This window comes from Bacteroides fluxus YIT 12057, from assembly GCF_000195635.1.
Classification (GTDB): domain Bacteria; phylum Bacteroidota; class Bacteroidia; order Bacteroidales; family Bacteroidaceae; genus Bacteroides; species Bacteroides fluxus.
On record NZ_GL882656.1, the window covers coordinates 28,624 to 50,895 of the forward strand.

The following is a 22,272-nucleotide window of genomic DNA, read 5'->3' on the forward strand; positions in this document are numbered from 1 at the left end:
AAAAATTAGTTGGCATGGTTAATTTATTCGTGTACTTTTGGAAGCGAAAAAATAATTACCGGTATCAAGCCGGACAAACAAGGAAATTAAACATTAAAATAGTATAGATTTATGGCTGAAACAATTGATATCCGCGAACTGAATGAGCGGATTGAAAGACAAAGTGCTTTCGTTACCAATCTTACCACAGGCATGGACCAAGTCATTGTAGGTCAGAAACACCTGGTAGAGTCGTTGTTAATTGGTCTGTTATCCGACGGACACGTATTGTTGGAAGGTGTGCCCGGTTTGGCAAAGACGTTAGCTATCAAGACACTGGCTTCATTGATTGACGCACAGTATAGCCGTATTCAGTTTACGCCCGACTTGCTGCCTGCCGATGTTATCGGTACAATGGTTTACAGTCAGAAAGATGAAACATTCCAAATAAAGAAAGGTCCTGTTTTTGCCAATTTCGTTTTAGCTGATGAAATTAACCGTGCTCCGGCCAAAGTTCAGAGTGCCTTGCTGGAGGCCATGCAGGAACGTCAGGTTACTATCGGTAATGAAACATTCAGATTGCCTGAGCCATTTCTTGTATTGGCAACTCAGAATCCTATCGAACAGGAAGGTACTTATCCATTACCTGAAGCACAGGTTGACCGTTTTATGTTGAAGGTAGTCATTGATTATCCGAAGTTGGAAGAAGAAAAGCTGATCATCCGTCAGAATATCAATGGTGAGAAATTTAATGTGCGGCCAATCTTGAAGGCAGAAGAAATTATCGAGGCGCGTAAAGTAGTTCGTCAGGTCTATCTGGACGAGAAGATTGAAAAATATATAGTGGATATTGTATTTGCTACACGTTTTCCGGAGAAATATGATTTGAAAGAACTAAAGGATATGATAGGTTTTGGTGGTTCACCCCGTGCTTCCATCAATCTGGCATTGGCTGCCCGTAGCTATGCATTCATCAAACGTCGCGGTTATGTAATTCCTGAAGACGTGCGTGCCGTGGCACATGATGTATTGCGCCATCGTATCGGTTTGACTTATGAAGCTGAAGCCAGCAATATGACCTCAGACGAAATCGTCAGCAAGATATTGAATAAAGTTGAGGTGCCCTGATGTTTGGGGAATTGCAGAAACTTGGGGCGCAAGCCTTTTGTTAATGAGATTATTTAAATAAATCAATGGAAACAACAGAGCTTTTAAAGAAAGTCCGTCAAATTGAAATAAAAACGCGCGGATTGTCCAATAATATCTTTGCGGGGCAGTATCATTCGGCCTTCAAAGGTAGAGGTATGGCATTTTCGGAAGTGCGTGAATATCAGTTTGGTGATGATATACGCGACATTGACTGGAACGTGACTGCACGCTTCAACAAGCCTTATGTGAAGGTCTTTGAGGAAGAGCGTGAACTGACCGTAATGTTGTTGGTAGATGTTTCCGGTAGTTTGGAATTCGGTACGATAAAGCAGATGAAGAAAGATATGGCGACCGAAATAGCTGCGACTTTAGCTTTTTCTGCCATTCAGAATAATGACAAGATTGGTGTCATCTTCTTCTCGGACCGGATCGAGAAATTCATTCCCCCCAAGAAAGGGCGTAAGCATATACTTTATATCATCCGTGAATTGATTGATTTTCATGCGGAAAGCCGCAGAACGAATATCCGTCTCGGATTGGAGTATCTGACTAATGTGATGAAACGCCGTTGTACAGCTTTTGTCTTGTCAGATTTCATAGATCAAGATAGTTTTAAGAATGCCATGACCATTGCCAACCGTAAGCATGATTTGGTTGCCATCCAGATTTATGACCGTCGTGTGGAAGAACTTCCGGCTGTTGGTCTGATGAAAATAAAGGATGCCGAAACCGGGCATGAGCAGTGGATTGATACATCTTCACGCGCTGTGCGCCGGGCTCATCATGACTGGTGGGTAAACAAGCAGGCGGAACTGAATGAAACCTTTACCAAAAGTAATGTCGATAATGTGTCGGTACGTACGGATCAGGACTATGTCAAGGCATTGATGAATTTGTTTGCGAAACGAAATTAAGCGGAAAATGAAAAGATATTTATTTCTGATAACGCTGTTAGTGACATTGGCAGGCAGGGTGACGGCCCAGTCGGTAACGGTAGATGCAACTATTGATTCTCTGCAGATTCTTATTGGAGAGCAGGCGAAGATCAAGCTTCAGGTATCATTGGATACGGATAAGCGTGCAGTATTTCCTGTATATACCGATACGTTGGTGCGTGGAGTTGAGATTATTGATGTGGCCAAACCGGATACGCAGCTGCTGAATGACGGCAGGCGTTCGCTGATTACCCAGGAATATACGATAACTTCTTTTGATTCGGCTCTTTACTATTTGCCGCCCATGGAAGTAACGGTTGACAATAAACCGTATCGTTCCAAGGCCTTGGCTTTAAAGGTTTATTCCATGCCGGTGGATACATTGCATCCTGACCAGTTCTTTGGTCCTAAAACAGTGATGCAAGCACCTTTTGCATGGGAGGACTGGTACGTTACGATTGCTTGTGTGCTATTGTTTGTTCCTTTCCTTTTGTTGCTTATTTATCTTGTAAAACGTATTCGTGACAATAAGCCGATTATACGTAAGGTGAAGGTAGAGCCGAAATTGCCGCCGCATCAATTGGCTATGCAGGAAATTGAGCGTATAAAAAATGAGAAGGTCTGGCAAAAGGGAGAGCCGAAGGAATATTATACAGAGTTAACAGATACCCTTCGTGTATATATCAAAGAACGTTTTGGCTTTAATGCTTTGGAGATGACTTCCTCCGAGATTATTGATAAACTATTGGAAATGAAAGACAAAGAGGCTATTTCTGATTTGCGTGAATTGTTCCAGACAGCCGATTTGGTAAAATTTGCCAAACATAATCCGATGATGAATGAAAATGATGCCAATTTGATTAATGCCATTGATTTCATCAACGAGACAAAGGAGAAGGAGGATGAAAATGTAAAACCTCAGCCTGCTGAAATTACTATTATAGAGAAACGTTCTTTACGGACCAAGATACTGCTTGGCGCAGGTATTGTGTTGTTGGTTGCAGCACTAATCGGGTCATTGATATATGTAGGTTTGGAGTTATACAATTACTTTGCTTAGTAGCGAGGTAGGAGAGTAACTTCAATCGTAAATTGTAAATCGTTAAATCATAAATATCATGGTTTTTGCCAATATTGAATATTTATTTTTGCTGCTGTTGCTTATACCTTATATAGTATGGTATATTATGAGGCGAAAGAATAGTGAGGCTACGCTTCAAATATCGGATGCCCGTGTGTATGCCCATACTCCGAAGAGTTATAAAAACTATTTGTTGCATGTGCCGTTTGCGTTGAGGATAATTGCTTTAGTATTGATAATACTTGTGCTGGCACGTCCGCAAACTACTGATAGTTGGCAAAATAGTGAGATTGAAGGTATAGATATCATGCTTGCTATGGACGTTTCTACGAGTATGCTTGCAGAAGATTTGAAACCTAATCGTCTGGAAGCTGCTAAAGATGTCGCAGCAGAATTCATCAACGGACGCCCGAATGATAATATAGGTATAACTTTGTTTGCCGGAGAAAGCTTTACGCAGTGTCCACTTACAGTGGATCATGCTGTATTATTGAACTTGCTTAAAGACATGAAATGCGGTTTGATTGAGGATGGAACAGCCATTGGTATGGGTATTGCTAATGCGGTTACCCGTTTGAAAGACAGTAAGGCTAAATCCAAAGTCATAATTCTTTTGACCGATGGTGTCAATAACAAGGGCGACATTTCCCCTTTGACTGCTGCCGAAATTGCTAAAAGTTTCGGTATCCGCATATATACGATCGGTGTGGGAACCAATGGCATGGCACCTTATCCTTATCCGGTAGGCGGTACTGTACAATACGTCAATATGCCGGTGGAAATCGATGAAAAGACCTTGACTCAAATTGCCGGAACAACGGATGGCAACTATTTTCGTGCCACCAGTAATTCTAAATTGAAAGAGGTATATGAGGAAATTGACAAATTAGAGAAAACTAAATTGAACGTGAAGGAGTACAGCAAACGTCAGGAAGAATACCGTTGGTTTGCGTTAGCGGCATTTTTGTGTGTATTGTTGGAAGTTCTGTTACGTAACTCGATATTGAAGAAAATCCCGTAAAAGGGACTTGTTTTGTGTAGCGTGGGCCGTATAGGGCAGAATATAAATAGTAAATTGTAAAATAGTAAATAAGAAGATGTTTCGATTTGAAGAACCTGCCTATTTGTACTTGTTGTTGGTATTGCCGTTTTTGGCTGCTTTCTACTTGTATTCCAATTACCGGAGGCGGAAATCTATCTGTAAGTTCGGTGATCCGGAATTGATAGCGCAATTGATGCCGGATGTGTCAAAATATCGTCCGGATGTGAAATTTTGGCTGGTATTCGTTGCCATTGGACTGTTTGCAGTATTATTGGCACGTCCGCAATTTGGTTCCAAACTTGAAACGGTGAAGCGTCAAGGAGTGGAAGTAATGATTGCATTGGATATATCCAATTCAATGCTGGCACAGGACGTACAACCCAGCCGTTTGGAGAAAGCCAAGCGATTGGTTGCGCAGTTGGTAGATAAGATGCAAAATGATAAAGTAGGTATGATTGTTTTTGCGGGTGATGCATTTACGCAACTTCCAATAACAAGTGATTATATTTCTGCCAAAATGTTTTTGGAGTCTATCGATCCTTCATTGATATCCAAGCAGGGCACTGCTATTGGGGCTGCAATTAATTTGGCGACCCGTAGCTTTACACCACAGGAAGGTGTAGGGCGTGCAATCATTGTTATTACTGATGGTGAGAATCATGAAGGTGGTGCAGTGGAAGCGGCTAAAGCGGCTACAGAGAAGGGCATTCAAGTGAATGTTTTGGGAGTAGGTATGCCTGACGGGGCGCCTATTCCTATGGAAGGAACCAATGATTATCGTCGTGACCGCGACGGTAATGTAATCGTCACTCGCTTGAATGAAGAAATGTGCCAGGAAATAGCTAAAGCCGGAAATGGTATTTATGTGCGTGTGGATAATACCAATAGTGCACAAAAGGCAATTAGCCAAGAAATCAATAAGATGGCAAAAGCAGATGTGGAAACACAGGTTTATACGGAATTCAATGAGCAATTCCAAGCAGTGGCATGGATTATCTTGCTGCTATTGTTGGTAGAAATGCTGGTATTGGAACGAAAAAATCCTCTGTTCCGCAACATTCATTTGTTTTCAAATAAGAAATGATGCGTATGTTACAGAAAAATTATATTGGAATGGTTTTGCTGCTGTTTATGGCAGTTTCAGTGTCTGCACAAAAAGCAGAACGTGATTTTATTCGTAAAGGAAACCGTTTTTTCAAGGATAGTGTATATGTAGATGCGGAAGTAAATTATCGGAAGGCATTGGAAGCCAATCCCCAATCTACCGTATCTATGTTTAACTTGGGAAATACTTTGACACAGCAGAATAAATTGCAGGAAGCCATGGAACAGTATGTCGGAGCTACGAAAGTGGAGAAAGGCAAATCAAACTTGGCTCAAATTTATCATAATATGGGAGTAATTTTCCATTCACAAAAAGATTATGCAAAGGCTGTAGAAGCTTATAAACAGTCATTGCGTAATAATCCGAAAGATGATGAAACCCGGTATAATCTTGCATTGGCTCAAAAAATGCTGAAAGATCAACAACAGGATCAACAGAACCAGAATCAGGATCAAAACAAGCAAGACCAGCAGAAAGAGCAAGATAAGAAGGATCAGAATAAACAAGACCAAAAACAGAATCAAGACCAGCAACAGAAATCCCAACCGGAGAAAAAAGACAATGAAATGTCAAAAGAAAATGCTGAACAGTTGCTGAACTCTGTAATGCAGGATGAGAAGGACATACAAGATAAGGTGAAGAAACAACAGGTTCTTCAAGGCGGGCGTCTGGAGAAAGATTGGTAATTAAATATAATAGGAATAATATATGAGAAAAATCGTTTTCTTATGGATAATGCTGATAATAGCCAGCATGCATGCTTTTGCTGATGACAAGGTGTCATTTACGGCATCTGCTCCCGATGCAGTAGCAGTGGGCGATCAGTTTAGGCTGTCATATACGGTGACCACACAAAAAGTGAGAGATTTTAGGGCACCGTCTATCAAGGGATTTGATGTCTTGATGGGACCAAGTCGCTCACAGCAGAGTAGTGTACAGATGATTAATGGTCAGACCACTTCTACCAGTAGCATTACATTTACTTACATTCTGATGGCTAATACGGAAGGAAATTTTACTATTCCGGGTGCTACCATTACGGCTGACGGTAATCAAATGGTTTCAAATTCACTACAAATCAAAGTGTTGCCGGCTGATCAGGCAAATAATGCATCTTCCGAAAATGGTGGCGGTAAGCAAGGTAGCACAACAAGTCGTGCTTCGTCAGGAACGGCAGTATCGAATAGTGATCTGTTTATTACTGTTACTCCAAATAAAACTACTGTATATGAACAGGAAGCTTTCTTGCTTACATATAAGATATATACATTGGTAGATTTGCGTATGTTTGATAATGTGAAGTTACCCGATTTTAAAGGATTCCATTCGCAAGAGGTAGAACTGCCTAATGACAGAAGATGGGGATTGGAACATTATAAAGGTAGAAATTATCAGACTACCGTTTATCGGCAATTTGTACTGTTTCCGCAACAATCCGGAAAACTAACGATTGACGCAGCCCGTTTTGATGCGGTTATTGCTAAAGCTACACAAGTGGCTGACCCATTTGAGGCATTCTTCAATGGAGGAAATAATTATGTAGAAGTCAAAAAGACTTTGTTGACTCCTCAACTGACTATTGATGTAAAATCTTTGCCTGCTGGCAAGCCGGCTGATTTTTCAGGTGGAGTGGGAGACTTCAACATAACTTCTTCTATCAATAGCACAAATGTAAAGACAAATGATGCTGTTACGGTAAAGCTTGTAATTTCCGGTACCGGTAATCTGAAGCTTGTGTCTAATCCTGAGATAAAATTTCCTGAAGATTTTGAAGTATATGACCCGAAAGTAGATAATAAGTTCCGTCTGACTAATACGGGACTTTCAGGAAGTAAGGTTATTGAATATCTTGCAATTCCGCGTAATGCCGGAACTTATAAGATTCCTGCTGTGAAATTTAGCTATTTCGATATTAATACTCGTTCATACAAGACTTTGAGTACAGAAGAATATGAATTGCATGTAGAAAAAGGAGCAGGAAATGCCGCACAAACCATTGCTAATTTTACAAGTAAGGAAGACCTTAAGATTCTGAATGAGGACATTCGCTACATTAAGCAAAATGAGGTGGCTCTTGTTCAGAGAGGTGATTTCTTCTTTGGTTCATTGACGTATTGGTTGCTTTATTTGATTCCAGGTATTGCATTCATTGCCTTTTTCATGGTTTATCGTAAACAGATAGCTGCCAATGCTAATGTTGCGAGAATGCGGACTAAGAAAGCCAATAAAGTTGCTGTAAGACGAATGAAACAGGCTGGTAAATTATTGGCTGATAATAAGAAAGATGCATTCTATGACGAAGTTCTAAAAGCGTTGTGGGGATATATCAGTGATAAGTTGAATATTCCGATTTCTCAATTATCCAAAGATAATATTGAAGAAAAACTTCGTAATTATGGTGTGAACGATGTATTGATCAAGGAGTTCCTTGATACATTGAATAATTGTGAATTTGCCCGTTTTGCTCCTGGAGATGACAATCAAGCCATGGATAAGGTATATTCTGCTTCTTTGGAAGTAATCAGCAAGATGGAAAATTCAATAAAACATTAATTGGGAGGGTATGATGATGAAGAAAATACTATTTTTTACCCTTAGCTTGGTAATGTCAACAAATAGTTTTGCGCAGGATTCTACTGATACATTGCAGGTTGATTCTATGGCTGCAGTTCCACAAGCAGAATTTTCTGCCGCAAAACAGCAGGGTAATGTTACGAAAGCTGAAGGCGACAGCGCATATATGAGAAATGATTATGCCTCTGCCATTCAAATTTATGAAAATTTATTGAAGCAGGGGGAAGCAGCCGAGGTTTATTATAATTTAGGAAATAGTTATTATAAAGCGGATGATATAGCTAAAGCTATTTTGAATTATGAGCGTGCTTTATTATTACAACCCGGTAATGCCGATATTCGAGCTAATTTAGAGATAGCTCAGTCAAAAACAATTGATAAAGTAGTTCCAGTACCTGAAATATTCTTTGTTTCATGGGCTAAATCATTAATAAATAGCTTGAGTGTAGATGCATGGGCTAAATGTGGGGTTGTGTTCTTTATTCTATTACTTATATCCTCTTATCTTTTCTTCTTTTCCAAACAGATCATATGGAAGAAAACAGGATTTATTGCCGGGATAGTTTTCCTGATTTTTGTAGTATTGAGTAATGTCTTTGCATCTCAGCAGAAGAGTGAGTTGACAAATCGTAATTCAGCCATTGTATTATCACCAAGTGTAACGGTACGTAGTACACCAAGCGAGAGTGGTACGAGTTTATTTATCTTGCATGAAGGTCATAAAGTTGAGATTAAAGATAATTCAATGCGTGAATGGAAAGAAATTCGTTTGGAAGATGGTAAAGTGGGATGGGTACCTTCAGCTACAATAGAAGTGATATAAGCGGTATTAACTAAAAATTATCAAGGCTCGTATAAGTGAGGTTCTTTAAATCTTTACTTATATGAGCCTTTTTATATATAAAAAAATGATGGCCTTCTGATTGGTCATTATTCTTTTCGAAAAAAGTCAATGAAATAGTTTGTTTTATCTTTTTTTTTCCTTAAGTTTATAGCGTGATAATAAAAATATAGAGTACTAACCATTAAATTTATGAATATGAGAACAATAACATTTAATGAGCTTCGTAAAATTAAAGACGCATTACCTAGTGGTAGCATGCATAGAATAGCCGATGAACTTGGACTTAATGTTGATACAGTAAGGAATTTCTTCGGTGGTCATAACTTTAAGGAAGGTAAAAGTGTAGGGATTCATCTAGAGCCTGGACCGGATGGAGGTTTGGTTATGATAGATGATACTACTGTTCTGGATCGGGCTTTAAAGATATTAGATGAGGTTGCTAGTGAAACTACAGAAGCCGTTCGGGCCTAATAAAAGAAAGTAAAAAAATCCCAATTGCTGATAAAACAATTGGGATTTCTTATTTGTTTCAAATTCAAAATAGGTAGCTTATGGAAGATAAATTAGTAACATTAGCAATATTGACGTATGCAAAAGCCCAAATTCTCAAAAATGTACTTGAGAATGAGGGTATTGAGACTTATATTCACAATGTGAATCAGATACAGCCTGTTGTATCTTCTGGTGTGCGCGTACGCATTAGAGAAAGTGATTTGCCTCATGCCCTAAAAATTACTGAAAGTTCGGCATGGTTGTCTGAAGAGGTAGTAGGAGAGAAGTATCCTAAGATTGAAAAAGCAGGTAATAAGGTTCTGATTCCTGTTGATTTTTCTAATTACTCTTTAAAAGCATGTGAGTTTGGTTTCAATTTTGCTCATAATATTGGAGCAGAAGTTATACTATTGCATGTTTATTTTACGCCGATATATGCCACTTCTTTGCCGTACGGTGATGTTTTTAATTATCAGCTTAGTGATGAAGAGAATGTAAAAAACATCTTACAAAAAGTACATGCAGATTTAAATGCTTTGTCTGATAAGATAAAAGAAAAAGTTGTAGCTGGAGAGCTTCCTAACGTAAAATATACATGTGTTTTACGTGAAGGTATTCCTGAAGAGGAAGTTTTACGGTATTCTAAGGAATATAGTCCTCGTATCATTGTGATGGGTACTCGAGGCAAGAACCAGAAAGATATTGATTTAATAGGTAGTGTAACCGCTGAGGTTATTGAACGTAGTCGTGTGCCTGTTTTAGCTATTCCTGAAAATACTCCATTTAAGCAATTTTCTGAGGCTAAGCGAATTGCATTTATCACTAATTTTGACCAACGGGATCTAATTGCTTTTGATTCTTTAATCAATAGCTTGAAACCTTTCAAATTCTCAGTATCCTTAATTCATCTTGCAGATGTAAAAGATACCTGGAGTGAAATAAAATTAGGTGGTATCAAAGAATATTTTCAAAAGCAATATCCGTCATTGGATATTTGTTATGATGTTGTGCAGAATGATGATTTTCTTAATAGTTTGGATAAATATATTAAAAATAATCATATTGATATAATATCATTGACTTCTTACAAAAGGAATATATTTTCTCGTCTGTTTAATCCAGGTATTGCCAGGAAAATGATTTTCCATTCAGATACGCCATTGTTGGTTATTTATGGAAGACCAAGCTGATAAATAAAACATTGTATTATTTATCCAATATCAGTATTATGTTTAATATGAAAAGAACATTATTAAATACCAATATTCCCTCTTGCTGTTTTTCTATGGATAAATAAGCTTTAAAAAGGAGAAAAATAAAAGAGCGTCTGGCCACATATTTGATCAGACGCTCTTCTATTTAATAAGAAGAATATTTATTGCATCATCTTCTCAATTTCATCAAACTCCGGCCCCATTTGCAGGTTATAATACACTCTGTAAAGACCATTTAACCACAAATCTTTTTGATCGGGTTTTAATTCTCTAGCCTTTTCATAGTTAGGTCTTGCTTTTTCATAGAAGACTTTCAATGCATCTTGATCTGCTTTGTATTTAGGATCATTCACATCGGTAGTAGCTTTTTCAGAGAAATCCTGTGCTTGCAAACAATAGATTAAGCCTAAGTTAGAGTATGCTTCGGCATAATTTGGATCTACTTCAATAGTTTTCGTGTAGAATTCAATAGCCTTATCATAGTCTTTCATATTATGATAAAGATACCCTTTTACATATAGATAGAATGTATTATTAGGATCTTTAGCTAACATATCATCAGCAAACTGCATTGCTTCGTCATATTTGTTGTTATTGCTGTAATAATCAATCAAATGACCGAAAAAGAACGGATGTTCAGGATACTTTTGAATACCCTCTTTTAGAGAAGCTACCCATTTAACTGTATCACCTTCAGCTTTTAATGCTGTAGATATAAATTCCATAGCGTATTTTCCTACTTCTTTATCATCTTGTGCATATGGAGCATATTTCAATACACTTGGATAATCTTCCATTTTTGCAGCTGCTAAGCTTGCATAGTAAGCAATCTGAGGTAATACCGTATCAGTTTTCAATAGATTTTCTTTCTCAAACATAGGGTTGACTGCAATATCAACATAAGTTGCGAAAAATTCAAGTGCTTCTTTGTTCTTATCTTGATTGAAGAACTGGATACCACCATTAATCAGATTACCACGTTCAGCTAAAATTGCAGCAGAATTTGATTTTCTATATTTATTTTTGATTTTACCCTTTTCGTTAGGAATTTGTGCAAGTTCATCACATTTGAAATAGAATTTACACATATCCAATGCACTATTATATACCTGAAGGGTGTCATAAGGCTTTCTTAGGTAAGCATTCTCCATTTCTTTCTCGCTTCTTCTTTTCTGAATAAAACCTGCTACATCCCAAGTTTCAGCATTGTCTTTTGTTTCAGGGTTAGTCAAAGCTTGATTAATTAATTCCTCTGCTTTGGCAAAGTCCGGGTTTACTCCATTGGCAATGCTCTTTGCTTCTTTCACATTCTTTTCTTGAGCGAAAGCCAAGCTTGCAACAAGTAGTAAAACCATTGAAAATAGTACTCTTTTCATGATTGTAGAAAATTTAAATTAATATTATGTCTATTCTTCATTTACATTATTTATCTCATCCTGAGAATCTTTTGTATTCTGAGAATTTTCCGGAATGATTTCATTCCCTTCTTCTAAAATTTCATCTTCATTTTCAGAAGTAACCTTACATACAGAGCCGATTTCATCATTACGTTTTTCAAGGTTGATAAGTCGTACACCTTGTGTAGCACGTCCCATAATACGTACATCTGCCACTTTAAGACGAATAGTAATACCAGATTTATTGATAATCATCAAATCATTTTCATCGGTTACAGACTTGATTGTTACCAATTTACCTGTCTTATCAGTGATATTCATCGTTTTGACACCTTTACCGCCACGATTGGTTTTACGATAATCTTCAATATCAGAACGTTTTCCATATCCCTGTTCAGATACGACCATAATAGTCTCCGTATCCGGATCTTTAATGCAAATCATACCTACTACTTCGTCTTGTCCGTCTTCATCTAATGTCATGCCGCGCACACCAGTGGCAGTACGTCCCATGACACGAACAGCACTCTCGTGGAAACGGATAGCACGTCCGTTACGGTTAGCTATGATGATTTCATTATCTCCATTTGTCATACGGACTTCAATAACACGGTCGTCTTCGCGGATTGTGATGGCGTTAACACCATTTTGACGAGGACGTGAATACTGTTCAAGAAGAGTTTTCTTAATAACACCATTCTTTGTACAGAATACTACATAATGACTATTGATAAACTCTTGATCGTTTAAGTTCTTGACACGAAGATAAGCGTTTACAGCATCATCCGAATCAATATTTAACAAATTCTGAATAGCGCGTCCTTTGGAATTCTTTGTCCCCTCAGGTATTTCATATACTTTCAGCCAATAACACTTACCTTTTTGTGTAAAGAACATCATGGTATTGTGCATGGTTGCAGGATATATGTGCTCAATGAAATCTTCGTCTCGAGTGTCGGTACCTCTAGAACCTACTCCACCACGGTTTTGTGCACGGAACTCACTCAATGGAGTACGTTTGATATATCCCATGTGCGAAATGGTAATAATCATTTCGTCATCCGCATAGAAATCTTCCGGATTGAACTCTTCAGATGAATAAACGATTTCAGAACGGCGTTCATCGCCATATTTCTCTTTTACCTCAACTAATTCGTCCTTAATGACTTTACGGCACAATTCGTCGTTAACAAGAATTTCTTCTAAATAAGCAATCTGCTTCTGAATTTCCTCATATTCAGCATGAAGCTGATCCTGCATAAGCCCAGTAAGCTGTCGCAAACGCATTTCAACAATGGCACGAGACTGGATTTCAGTCAATTGGAATCGTTCCATCAAGCCGGTAATGGCATCGTTAGGGGTTTTAGCGGCACGAATAATCTTGATTACTTCATCAATATTATCTGATGCAATAATTAAACCTTCCAAGATATGCGCACGTTCCTTGGCTTTGCGCAAATCATATTGTGTACGGCGAATAACCACATCATGACGATGTTCTATGAAGTATCTGATCAAGTCTTTCAGGTTCAACAAACGTGGACGGCCATGCACCAATGCTACGTTGTTTACCCCGAAAGAGGTTTGCAGTAATGTCATTTTGTAGAGCTTATTCAGTACTACACTAGCATTTGCATCCCGTTTTACATCAATCACGATGCGCATGCCTTCACGATCCGATTCATCATTGGCATTGGCAATACCTTCTATTTTCTTTTCGTTGGCTAAATCGGCTATGTTTTTGATTAACTCCGCCTTGTTAACTCCATAAGGGATTTCCGTTACAACGATTTTGTCATGTGTAGAACCAGTTTCAATTTCGGCTTTTGCACGCATGATGACACGTCCGCGTCCTGTAAGATAAGCCTCACGTACACCACTCATGCCATATATGTAACCTCCTGTAGGAAAGTCAGGAGCTTTGACATAATTCATGAGTTCTTCTATATCTATCTCATTATTGTCAATGTACGCTACACAAGCATCGATTACTTCTGATAAGTTATGGGTCGGCATATTGGTAGCCATACCTACAGCAATACCAGATGCTCCATTTACCAGAAGATTGGGAATGCGGTTTGGCATGACGGTAGGCTCCTGTAGAGAATCGTCAAAGTTGTTTTGCATGTCAACAGTTTCTTTGTCGAGATCTTGCATCATATCTTCACCGATTTTTCTTAAGCGGCATTCTGTGTAACGCATAGCGGCTGCACTATCACCATCTACCGAACCAAAGTTACCTTGTCCGTCCACCATCATATATCGCATGGCCCAAGGCTGTGCCATACGTACAAGTGCGCCATAAACGGAAGAGTCACCGTGAGGGTGGTACTTACCTAAAACTTCACCTACAATTCTGGCTGATTTTTTATAAGGTTTATCTGACGTGTTTCCTAATCCCATCATTCCGAAAAGAATTCTTCGGTGAACGGGTTTAAAACCATCTCTAACATCCGGAAGGGCACGCGAAACAATGACCGACATAGAGTAGTCAATGTACGATGACTTCATTTCCTCCTCGATGTTAATCTTTATAATTCTGTCTTGTTCAAGCATTTAAAAAGATTATTAATTATACATTTTCGGGTTCATGAAAAACCACGCTAAAGTACTGCTTTTTTACGATATACAAAAGTTTTCCTGCATAAACTTTGTTGCTACTTTGGATTGCCATCAAAATTTGTGTTGTATCAGATGTTGCTGATATTATTATAAGGTATATGGAGATAAAATAAATCCGTATAATTTGTGGCACAGGATTTGTTATTATCAAATCAGTTAAATATATGATACGTTGAATTAATAATTGCGTATCTTTGTTGTTGATAACCTTTAATTGAGGAGAAAAAAAGAATATGAACAATCAATTTTCACAAAGAGTTTCAGATATTATAACCTATAGCAAAGAAGAAGCTAACAGATTGAGAAATAGATATATCGGTCCGGAGCATCTTTTGCTTGGCATGTTACGTGACGGCGGAGGGAAAGCTATTGAGATATTGATGAAGCTTGATATAGACTTAAAGCGGGTAAAGAGCCGTTTGGAGAGTTTTTTGAAAGATGCAGAGGATGATACCTTATTGCCTGACGCAGAGGTACCCCTGTCTCCTATGGCGGCTAAAATTTTGAAAATGTGTATGCTGGAAGCACGTCTGTTAAAGAGTGCGACAGCCGATGCGGAACATGTTTTATTGGCGATATTGAAAGACGGTGATAATTTGGCTGCAACTGTACTGGAAGAAAACAGTGTCGATTATCAATCTGTATTTGAGCAGCTTTCGATGAAATCAACCAATCCGAATGCAGGCATGGGATTTACTGAAGATGATGAAGATGAGGAGGAAGACATGAATACGTCCCGCGCTTCACGTAATCCGGGTGCAGAACCCTCTGCGCGAACGGCAGCAAAGAAGTCGTCCAATGATACTCCGGTATTGGATAATTTTGGTATGGATATGACTCGTGCGGCAGGAGAAGGCAAGCTTGATCCTGTAGTAGGCCGCGAGCGGGAAATTGAGCGTTTGGCGCAGATTCTGAGCCGTCGTAAGAAGAATAATCCTGTGTTGATTGGTGAACCGGGTGTCGGCAAGTCTGCAATAGTGGAAGGACTTGCGTTGCGCATTGTACAGAAAAAGGTCTCCCGCATCTTGTTTGACAAGAGAGTTGTAATGCTTGATATGGCTTCTGTAGTGGCCGGAACCAAATACCGTGGACAATTTGAAGAACGTATTCGCTCTATTATCAATGAATTGCAGAAGAATCCGAATGTAATTCTTTTCATTGATGAAATTCATACTATTGTGGGAGCCGGAGCGGCGGCAGGATCTATGGATGCCGCCAATATGTTGAAACCTGCTTTGGCACGTGGTGAAATCCAATGTATCGGAGCCACTACCCTTGATGAATACCGGAAGAATATAGAAAAAGACGGGGCATTGGAACGCCGTTTTCAGAAAGTAATAGTAGAGCCTACTACTGCTGAAGAGACACTTCAGATATTGAAGAATATCAAGGAAAAATATGAGAATCATCATAATGTGACCTACACGGATGAAGCTCTTGAGGCATGTGTCAAGTTGTCAGACCGTTATATTACAGACCGTAATTTTCCCGATAAAGCCATTGATGCGTTGGACGAAGCAGGCTCACGTGTGCATTTGACGAATATAAATGTCCCGAAAGAAATAGAAGAACAGGAAAAATTGATAGAGGAAGCCCGTAATTTAAAGGCTGAAGCTGTAAAATCACAGAATTTTGAGTTAGCGGCGAGTTATCGTGACCGTGAAAAGGAACTTGCATCCCGTTTGGATGAAATGAAGGCCGAATGGGAGGCTCGTTTGAAAGATGATCGTCAGATTGTGGGTAAAGAGGAAATTGCAAATGTTATTTCGATGATGTCCGGAGTACCGGTGCAACGGATGGCACAGGCTGAAGGCGTGAAACTGGCTGGGATGAAAGAAGAATTGCAGGCCAAGGTTATCGCCCAGGATCCTGCAATCGAGAAACTGGTAAAGGCAATTTTACGTAGCCGTGTCGGTTTGAAGGACCCCAACCGCCCCATAGGAACATTTATGTTTCTTGGTCCTACGGGTGTTGGCAAGACGCATTTAGCCAAGCAGTTGGCCAATTATATGTTTGGTTCTTCCGATGCGCTGATACGTATTGATATGAGCGAGTATATGGAAAAATATACTGTATCCCGCATGATTGGTGCCGCTCCCGGATATGTGGGGTATGAAGAAGGTGGGCAACTGACTGAGAAGGTACGTCGTAAACCCTATTCTATCGTATTACTGGATGAAATAGAGAAAGCGCATCCGGATGTATTCAATATATTGTTGCAAGTGTTGGACGAAGGTCGTTTGACTGACAATTATGGCAGAACTATTGATTTCAAGAATACGGTTATCATCATGACATCCAATATCGGTACTCGCCAATTGAAAGAATTTGGACGTGGCGTCGGTTTTGCCGCACAGAACCGGACGGATGATAAGGAACATTCTCGTAATGTGATACAGAAAGCATTGAATAAAACGTTTGCTCCTGAATTTTTGAATCGTCTTGATGAAATCATCACCTTCGATCAATTGTCTTTGGAGGCAATTACAAAAATTGTCGATATTGAATTGAAAGGCTTGTATGATCGTATCGAAGCTATTGGTTATAAACTTGTTGTGAATGATGACGCAAAAAGATTTCTTGCCACAAAAGGCTATGATGTGCAGTTTGGTGCGCGTCCGTTGAAGCGGGCTATTCAGAATTATCTGGAGGACGGACTTTCGGAACTGATTATATCTTCCGGACTGGAACCCGGAGACATGGTAAATGTTTCCGTCGATAAGGAAAAGGATGAATTGAGCTTAAAGAAAGCACAATAAATTTCTATAAAAGACCGTCAAAATGTCAGTCCTGAGGGACTGGCATTTTTTTTGTTTCCTGCTTGCCAGAGAATAAAAATATAAACTTAAAAATATAAATAGTAATATGCAGAAAGGAAATATTGGGGTAACTACAGAGAACATTTTCCCCGTTATCAAGAAATTCTTATACAGTGATCATGAAATTTTCCTCCGTGAGTTGGTTTCTAATGCCGTTGATGCTACACAGAAGTTGAAAACATTATCTTCCATCGGTGAATTCAAGGGTGAATTGGGCGATTTGACTGTTCATGTTTCCTTAGGAAAAGATACAATTACTGTATCTGACCGTGGTATTGGTCTGACGGCGGAAGAAATTGATAAATATATCAACCAAATTGCATTCTCCGGTGCAAATGATTTTCTTGAGAAATATAAGAATGACGCGAATGCCATTATTGGTCACTTCGGACTTGGTTTCTACTCCGCTTTCATGGTGGCTAAGAAGGTAGAAATCATCACTAAGTCTTGTAAGGAAGGTGCTCAAGCTGTAAAATGGACCTGTGATGGCAGTCCTGAGTTTACAATTGAGGATTCTGATAAAGCAGATCGTGGTACTGACATAGTTCTTTACATTGATGATGACTGTAAGGAGTTTCTTGAAGAGTCGCGTATCTCCTCCTTGTTGAAGAAATATTGCAGTTTTCTCCCTATTCCCATTGCATTCGGCAAAAAGAAAGAATGGAAAGATGGCAAGCAGGTGGAAACAGCAGAGGATAATATTATAAATGAGTCCAATCCGTTATGGACTTTGAAACCCAGCGATTTGAAGGATGAGGATTATAAAAAGTTCTATCGCGACTTGTATCCGATGTCGGATGAACCGTTGTTCTGGATTCATCTGAATGTGGATTACCCGTTCCATCTGACCGGTATTCTTTATTTCCCGAAAGTGAAGAGCAATATAGAGCTGAATAAGAATAAGATACAGCTTTATTGTAATCAAGTATATGTGACAGACTCAGTAGAAGGCATTGTTCCCGATTTCTTGACTTTGTTGCATGGCGTGCTTGATTCTCCGGATATTCCTTTGAACGTATCTCGTTCTTACTTGCAGAGTGATGCGAATGTGAAGAAGATTTCTACTTATATTACAAAGAAAGTCTCTGATCGCCTGCAGTCCATCTTTAAGAGTGATCGCAAGCAGTTTGAAGAGAAGTGGAACGATTTGAAGATCTTTATCAATTATGGAATGCTTACACAAGAAGATTTCTATGATAGAGCGAAGGACTTTTCCCTTTTCACTGATACGGATAACAAATACTATACTTTTGAAGAGTATAAGACCTTGATTAAAGATAACCAGACTGACAAAGAGGGCAATTTGATTTATCTGTATGCCAACCACAAAGACGAGCAATACAGCTATATTGAAGCTGCCAAGAATAAAGGCTATAATGTGCTTTTAATGGATGGGCAGCTGGACATTGCACTGGTAAGTATGTTGGAGCAAAAGTTTGAGAAGGTTCGTTTTACTCGTGTAGACAGTGACGTGATTGATAATTTGATTGTCAAAGAAGAAAAGAAGAACGAAACCTTGGAAGCAGGCAAAAAAGAAGCCCTTTCTTCCATTTTCAAGAGTCAGTTGCCGAAAATGGAAAAAACAGAATTCAATGTCATAGCACAGGCTTTGGGTGAGAATGCTTCTCCAATAATGATTACCCAAAGCGAGTATATGCGCCGCATGAAGGAAATGGCCAATATACAAGCGGGTATGAGCTTCTATGGCGAAATGCCGGATATGTTTAACTTGGTATTGAATTCCGACCATAAGTTGGTGAAAGAAGTTCTGGCGGAAGAAGACAAGGAATGTGCCTCAGTGATCGCTCCTGTTCAGAAAGAAATGGATGAGGTTAATCAACTTCGTGAAAAGTTGAGAAAGAAACAGGAAGACAAGAAAGCTGAAGACATTTCTACTGCTGAAAAAGACGAGGTAGAAGCACTGGATAAGAAATGGGACGAGCTTAAAGTTCGGAAAGAAGGTGTTTTTGCAGATTATGCAACTAAAAATAAAGTCGTTCGCCAGTTGATTGATTTGGCATTGCTTCAGAATGGAATGTTGAAAGGTGAAGCCTTGAATAACTTTGTCAAAAGAAGTATTGATCTTATTAAATAAGCCCCTTTAAATTTGCATAATAGATGCAAGGGTATTACGATTCGCAAGAGTTGTAATACCCTTTTTTTATTTATTTTGCCAATAATAATATGTTTTTCTTCGTTGAATACGAGGTTTTTGGAAACAATTGCCTATATTTGAGCTTTGAATATTTAATATATTTTACTAGGAATTACATAATCATGAAAAGGTTTCTTTTGTTTTTGTCGTTTCTGCTATGCCTTTTGCCGATGTTGCAGGCTCAGAGAGTGGGACTTGTCCTAAGCGGCGGCGGAGCGAAAGGCATGACACATATTGGTATAATCCGAGCGTTGGAAGAAAATAACATTCCCATTGACTATATCACAGGAACGTCCATGGGGGCAATCATCGGTTCTTTATATGCCATGGGCTATTCTCCGGATGACATGGAGGCTTTGTTGCGTTCGCCGGACTTCAAACGCTGGTATTCTGGAAAGGTAGAATCGAAATATGAATATTATTTCAAGAAAGGACGCCCTACCCCCGAGTTTTTTAACATTCGTTTTACTTTTAAAGACTCATTGCATGTAAAGCCACAAATAATCCCTACCAGTATGGTTAATCCCATACAGATGAACTTGGTGTTTGTGGAGTTGTTTGCACGCGCAACAGCGGCTTGTGACGGCAATTTCAACAATTTATTCGTTCCTTTCCGTTGTGTAGCTTCCGATGTCTATAATAAAAAGCCTCTGATACTGAGAAAAGGTGATTTGGGAGATGCTGTCCGTGCTTCTATGAGTTTTCCGTTTGTATTTAAACCCATAGAGATAGATAGTGTTCTGGCCTACGACGGAGGCATTTATAACAATTTCCCGACAGATGTGATGCGGGAAGACTTTCATCCGGATATTATTATAGGCAGCGTAGTTGCAGCCAATCCGAGTAAACCTAAAGAGAATGAACTGATGAGCCAGATAGAGAACATGGTCATGCAAAAAACGGACTATTCCATTCCTGACTCATTAGGCATTGTCATGAATTTCAAGTACGATGACGTAAACTTGTTGGACTTTGACCGTCTGCAGGAACTGCATGATATCGGTTATAATCGTACTGTCAGTATGATGGACTCCATAAAGAGGCGTATCCATCGGCGGGTAAACGCTGATAATGTGCGTTTAAGGCGCTTGGTTTACCGGAGTAACTTACCGCAACTTCGGTTTCGGGATATCTATATTGAAGGAGCCAATGCACAGCAGCAAGCCTATATCAGAAAAGAATTTCACGATGAAGCCCATGAAGTATTTACTTATGAAGACTTGAAACGGGGATACTTCCGTTTATTGGCGGATAATATGATTTCGGAGATTATTCCTCATGCAGTTTACGATACCGAGAGTGATTTGTATGAATTGCATCTGAAGGTGAAGATGGAGGATAATTTCTCTGTACGTTTGGGGGGAAGTGTTTCTACTACCAGTTCGAATCAAATTTATTTGGGATTGGGTTATCAAAACTTGAATTATTATTCGAAGGAAATCACTTTTGACGGTCAGTTGGGCAAGATTTACAATAATGCCCAGTTGATGGCGAGGTTTGATTTGCCTACCCATATTCCTACATCTTATCGTTTTATTGCATCCATCAGTACCTTTGACTATTATAAGAAGGATAAATTGTTCTCAAGGAACGATAAGCCGTCATTTAATTCAAAAGACGAACGTTTTGTAAAGTTGATGGTAGCTTTACCTTTTTTGGCTAACAAACGTGCAGAGTTTAGTTTAGGGTATGGCAGGTTGGAGGATAATTACTTCCAGTCCAATGTGATTGATTTCGATAAGGACCGGTCCGATAAGAGTTCATATAAGCTGTTGGGAGGAGCTATAGGCTTTTATGGAAGTACATTGAACACACGTCAATATGCGACGAGAGGATACTTTGAAAAGTTGATAGCTCAAATATTTACAGGTAAGGAGAAGTTTATTCCCGGCAACCCGTCACCTATTGAGCAAAGTTCTACGAAAGAGCGGCAATCGTGGTTGCAGATATCATACATGAAGGAAGCCTACCACTCTATGAGTCCCAAATTTACGTTGGGTTGGATGGTGGAAGCCTTGTATTCATCGAAGAATTTTTCAGAGAATTATACGGCTACAATGATGCAGGCGGGAGAATTTGCACCGACCCCACATAGCAAATTGATGTATAATGAAGCTTTTCGTGCCAACCAGTATATGGCAGCAGGTATTAAACCTATCTATGTGTTGAATGACATGTTCCAATTCCGTACCGAATTCTATGGATTCATGCCGATATTTCCAATAGAAAAGAATACGTTGAATAGGGCATTTTATGGGAAAGCCTTTTCCCGTTTTGAATACATGGGAGAAGTCTCAGTCATCTGCCATCTGCCTTTTGGAGCTATATCTGCGTATGTAAATCATTATAGTTCACCGAAAAAGGAATGGAATGTCGGGCTAACCATCGGCTGGCAGCTCTTTAACTATCGTTTTGTTGAATAATATTTTAAGAAAAAAAATCTCGTTTTATTTGCTAATTCAAAAAAAGAACGTACCTTTGCACCCGTTAAGAGAAAAGGTCGCGTAGCTCAACTGAATAGAGTAGCTGACTACGGATCAGCCGGTTACAGGTTTGAATCCTGTCGCGATCACAAATTTCGATTAATGAGGGCCGCGTAGCTCAACTGAATAGAGTAGCTGACTACGGATCAGCCGGTTACAGGTTTGAATCCTGTCGCGGTCACAAATTTTCATAAAATAATCAAGGTCGCGTAGCTCAACTGAATAGAGTAGCTGACTACGGATCAGCCGGTTACAGGTTTGAATCCTGTCGCGATCACAAAAGCCTCTGCTATAAAAATTGCAGAGGCTTTTTGTTGCTATACTAGTCAAGGGGCAGTCCGAAAAGTGGATCAACGTAAAAACCTGAGGGATTTTGTATTT

The 22,272-nt window shown here is 39.2% G+C and carries 15 protein-coding genes and 3 tRNA genes; 16 read left to right on the forward strand and 2 right to left on the reverse strand.

The annotated features are described in order from the left end of the window. Positions 1-111 precede the first annotated feature (111 nt). From HMPREF9446_RS11805 to HMPREF9446_RS11850, 10 genes are all read left to right on the forward strand, one after another. Positions 112-1,107 (forward strand): AAA family ATPase, encoded by a 996-nt coding sequence (locus HMPREF9446_RS11805; protein WP_009125899.1) that lies wholly within the window; start codon positions 112-114, stop codon positions 1,105-1,107. A gap of 65 nt (positions 1,108-1,172) precedes the next feature. Beyond that, positions 1,173-2,042, forward strand: a complete 870-nt coding sequence (locus HMPREF9446_RS11810) for a DUF58 domain-containing protein (protein WP_009125900.1) — start codon at positions 1,173-1,175, stop codon at positions 2,040-2,042. Positions 2,043-2,049: 7 nt separating this feature from the next. Further along, positions 2,050-3,123, forward strand: coding sequence for a hypothetical protein (locus HMPREF9446_RS11815; protein ID WP_009125901.1), 1,074 nt, complete (start codon positions 2,050-2,052; stop codon positions 3,121-3,123). A 58-nt stretch (positions 3,124-3,181) separates the two neighbouring features. After that, the gene (locus HMPREF9446_RS11820; RefSeq protein WP_009125902.1) at positions 3,182-4,165 is read left to right on the forward strand and encodes a vWA domain-containing protein; all 984 of its coding nucleotides are present in this window, start codon (positions 3,182-3,184) and stop codon (positions 4,163-4,165) included. 76 nt (positions 4,166-4,241) lie between these two features. After that, positions 4,242-5,270, forward strand: coding sequence for a vWA domain-containing protein (locus tag HMPREF9446_RS11825; protein ID WP_009125903.1), 1,029 nt, complete (start codon positions 4,242-4,244; stop codon positions 5,268-5,270). Next, a complete protein-coding gene (locus tag HMPREF9446_RS11830; protein WP_009125904.1) occupies positions 5,267-5,977 on the forward strand; it encodes a tetratricopeptide repeat protein in 711 nt (236 codons plus the stop codon). Before HMPREF9446_RS11825 ends, HMPREF9446_RS11830 begins: the two co-directional genes overlap by 4 nt. A gap of 22 nt (positions 5,978-5,999) precedes the next feature. Continuing rightward, the gene (locus HMPREF9446_RS11835; RefSeq protein WP_009125905.1) at positions 6,000-7,844 is read left to right on the forward strand and encodes a BatD family protein; all 1,845 of its coding nucleotides are present in this window, start codon (positions 6,000-6,002) and stop codon (positions 7,842-7,844) included. A gap of 10 nt (positions 7,845-7,854) precedes the next feature. Then, positions 7,855-8,688, forward strand: a complete 834-nt coding sequence (locus HMPREF9446_RS11840; protein WP_009125906.1) for a tetratricopeptide repeat protein — start codon at positions 7,855-7,857, stop codon at positions 8,686-8,688. A 210-nt stretch (positions 8,689-8,898) separates the two neighbouring features. Continuing rightward, a complete protein-coding gene (locus tag HMPREF9446_RS11845; protein WP_009125907.1) occupies positions 8,899-9,180 on the forward strand; it encodes a hypothetical protein in 282 nt (93 codons plus the stop codon). 80 nt (positions 9,181-9,260) lie between these two features. Further along, positions 9,261-10,391: a universal stress protein gene (locus HMPREF9446_RS11850; RefSeq protein WP_009125908.1), complete on the forward strand. Its 1,131-nt coding sequence runs from the start codon at positions 9,261-9,263 to the stop codon at positions 10,389-10,391. A 185-nt stretch (positions 10,392-10,576) separates the two neighbouring features. Here the strand turns inward: HMPREF9446_RS11850 and HMPREF9446_RS11855 are convergent, their stop codons facing one another. After that, positions 10,577-11,791, reverse strand: a complete 1,215-nt coding sequence (locus HMPREF9446_RS11855) for a tetratricopeptide repeat protein (RefSeq protein WP_009125910.1) — start codon at positions 11,789-11,791, stop codon at positions 10,577-10,579. 30 nt (positions 11,792-11,821) lie between these two features. Next, entirely contained in the window at positions 11,822-14,368 is a 2,547-nt protein-coding gene (gene gyrA, locus HMPREF9446_RS11860; RefSeq protein ID WP_009125911.1) for a DNA gyrase subunit A, read from the reverse strand. Between the two features lie 299 nt (positions 14,369-14,667). Between gyrA and HMPREF9446_RS11870 the strand changes: the two genes are divergently transcribed. The 6 genes from HMPREF9446_RS11870 to HMPREF9446_RS11895 all read left to right on the forward strand — a co-directional run bounded on the left by HMPREF9446_RS11870 (position 14,668) and on the right by HMPREF9446_RS11895 (position 22,168). Then, positions 14,668-17,193: an ATP-dependent Clp protease ATP-binding subunit gene (locus HMPREF9446_RS11870; RefSeq protein WP_009125912.1), complete on the forward strand. Its 2,526-nt coding sequence runs from the start codon at positions 14,668-14,670 to the stop codon at positions 17,191-17,193. Positions 17,194-17,299: 106 nt separating this feature from the next. Then, on the forward strand, positions 17,300-19,348 hold the full coding sequence (gene htpG, locus HMPREF9446_RS11875) for a molecular chaperone HtpG (RefSeq protein WP_009125913.1): 2,049 nt from the start codon (positions 17,300-17,302) through the stop codon (positions 19,346-19,348). Between the two features lie 182 nt (positions 19,349-19,530). Then, entirely contained in the window at positions 19,531-21,831 is a 2,301-nt protein-coding gene (locus tag HMPREF9446_RS11880) for a patatin-like phospholipase family protein (protein ID WP_039969310.1), read from the forward strand. A gap of 75 nt (positions 21,832-21,906) precedes the next feature. Then, a tRNA-Arg gene (locus HMPREF9446_RS11885) sits at positions 21,907-21,980 on the forward strand. Positions 21,981-21,998: 18 nt separating this feature from the next. Then, positions 21,999-22,072 (forward strand) — tRNA-Arg (locus HMPREF9446_RS11890). Between the two features lie 22 nt (positions 22,073-22,094). Next, positions 22,095-22,168: transfer RNA gene (locus HMPREF9446_RS11895), tRNA-Arg, on the forward strand. The last annotated feature ends 104 nt before the right edge of the window (positions 22,169-22,272 follow it).

What these genes read in the sequence shown, in the direction of transcription:
- HMPREF9446_RS11880 (WP_039969310.1), top strand. Translation starts at nt 19,531, where the DNA reads ATGAAAAGGTTTCTTTTGTTTTTGTCGTTTCTGCTATGCCTTTTGCCG.
- HMPREF9446_RS11840 (WP_009125906.1), top strand. Translation starts at nt 7,855, where the DNA reads ATGATGATGAAGAAAATACTATTTTTTACCCTTAGCTTGGTAATGTCA.
- HMPREF9446_RS11845 (WP_009125907.1), top strand. Translation starts at nt 8,899, where the DNA reads ATGAATATGAGAACAATAACATTTAATGAGCTTCGTAAAATTAAAGAC.
- HMPREF9446_RS11850 (WP_009125908.1), top strand. Translation starts at nt 9,261, where the DNA reads ATGGAAGATAAATTAGTAACATTAGCAATATTGACGTATGCAAAAGCC.
- HMPREF9446_RS11855 (WP_009125910.1), bottom strand. Translation starts at nt 11,791, where the DNA reads ATGAAAAGAGTACTATTTTCAATGGTTTTACTACTTGTTGCAAGCTTG.
- HMPREF9446_RS11810 (WP_009125900.1), top strand. Translation starts at nt 1,173, where the DNA reads ATGGAAACAACAGAGCTTTTAAAGAAAGTCCGTCAAATTGAAATAAAA.
- HMPREF9446_RS11825 (WP_009125903.1), top strand. Translation starts at nt 4,242, where the DNA reads ATGTTTCGATTTGAAGAACCTGCCTATTTGTACTTGTTGTTGGTATTG.
- HMPREF9446_RS11830 (WP_009125904.1), top strand. Translation starts at nt 5,267, where the DNA reads ATGATGCGTATGTTACAGAAAAATTATATTGGAATGGTTTTGCTGCTG.
- HMPREF9446_RS11815 (WP_009125901.1), top strand. Translation starts at nt 2,050, where the DNA reads ATGAAAAGATATTTATTTCTGATAACGCTGTTAGTGACATTGGCAGGC.
- HMPREF9446_RS11805 (WP_009125899.1), top strand. Translation starts at nt 112, where the DNA reads ATGGCTGAAACAATTGATATCCGCGAACTGAATGAGCGGATTGAAAGA.
- gyrA (WP_009125911.1), bottom strand. Translation starts at nt 14,368, where the DNA reads ATGCTTGAACAAGACAGAATTATAAAGATTAACATCGAGGAGGAAATG.
- HMPREF9446_RS11870 (WP_009125912.1), top strand. Translation starts at nt 14,668, where the DNA reads ATGAACAATCAATTTTCACAAAGAGTTTCAGATATTATAACCTATAGC.
- htpG (WP_009125913.1), top strand. Translation starts at nt 17,300, where the DNA reads ATGCAGAAAGGAAATATTGGGGTAACTACAGAGAACATTTTCCCCGTT.
- HMPREF9446_RS11835 (WP_009125905.1), top strand. Translation starts at nt 6,000, where the DNA reads ATGAGAAAAATCGTTTTCTTATGGATAATGCTGATAATAGCCAGCATG.
- HMPREF9446_RS11820 (WP_009125902.1), top strand. Translation starts at nt 3,182, where the DNA reads ATGGTTTTTGCCAATATTGAATATTTATTTTTGCTGCTGTTGCTTATA.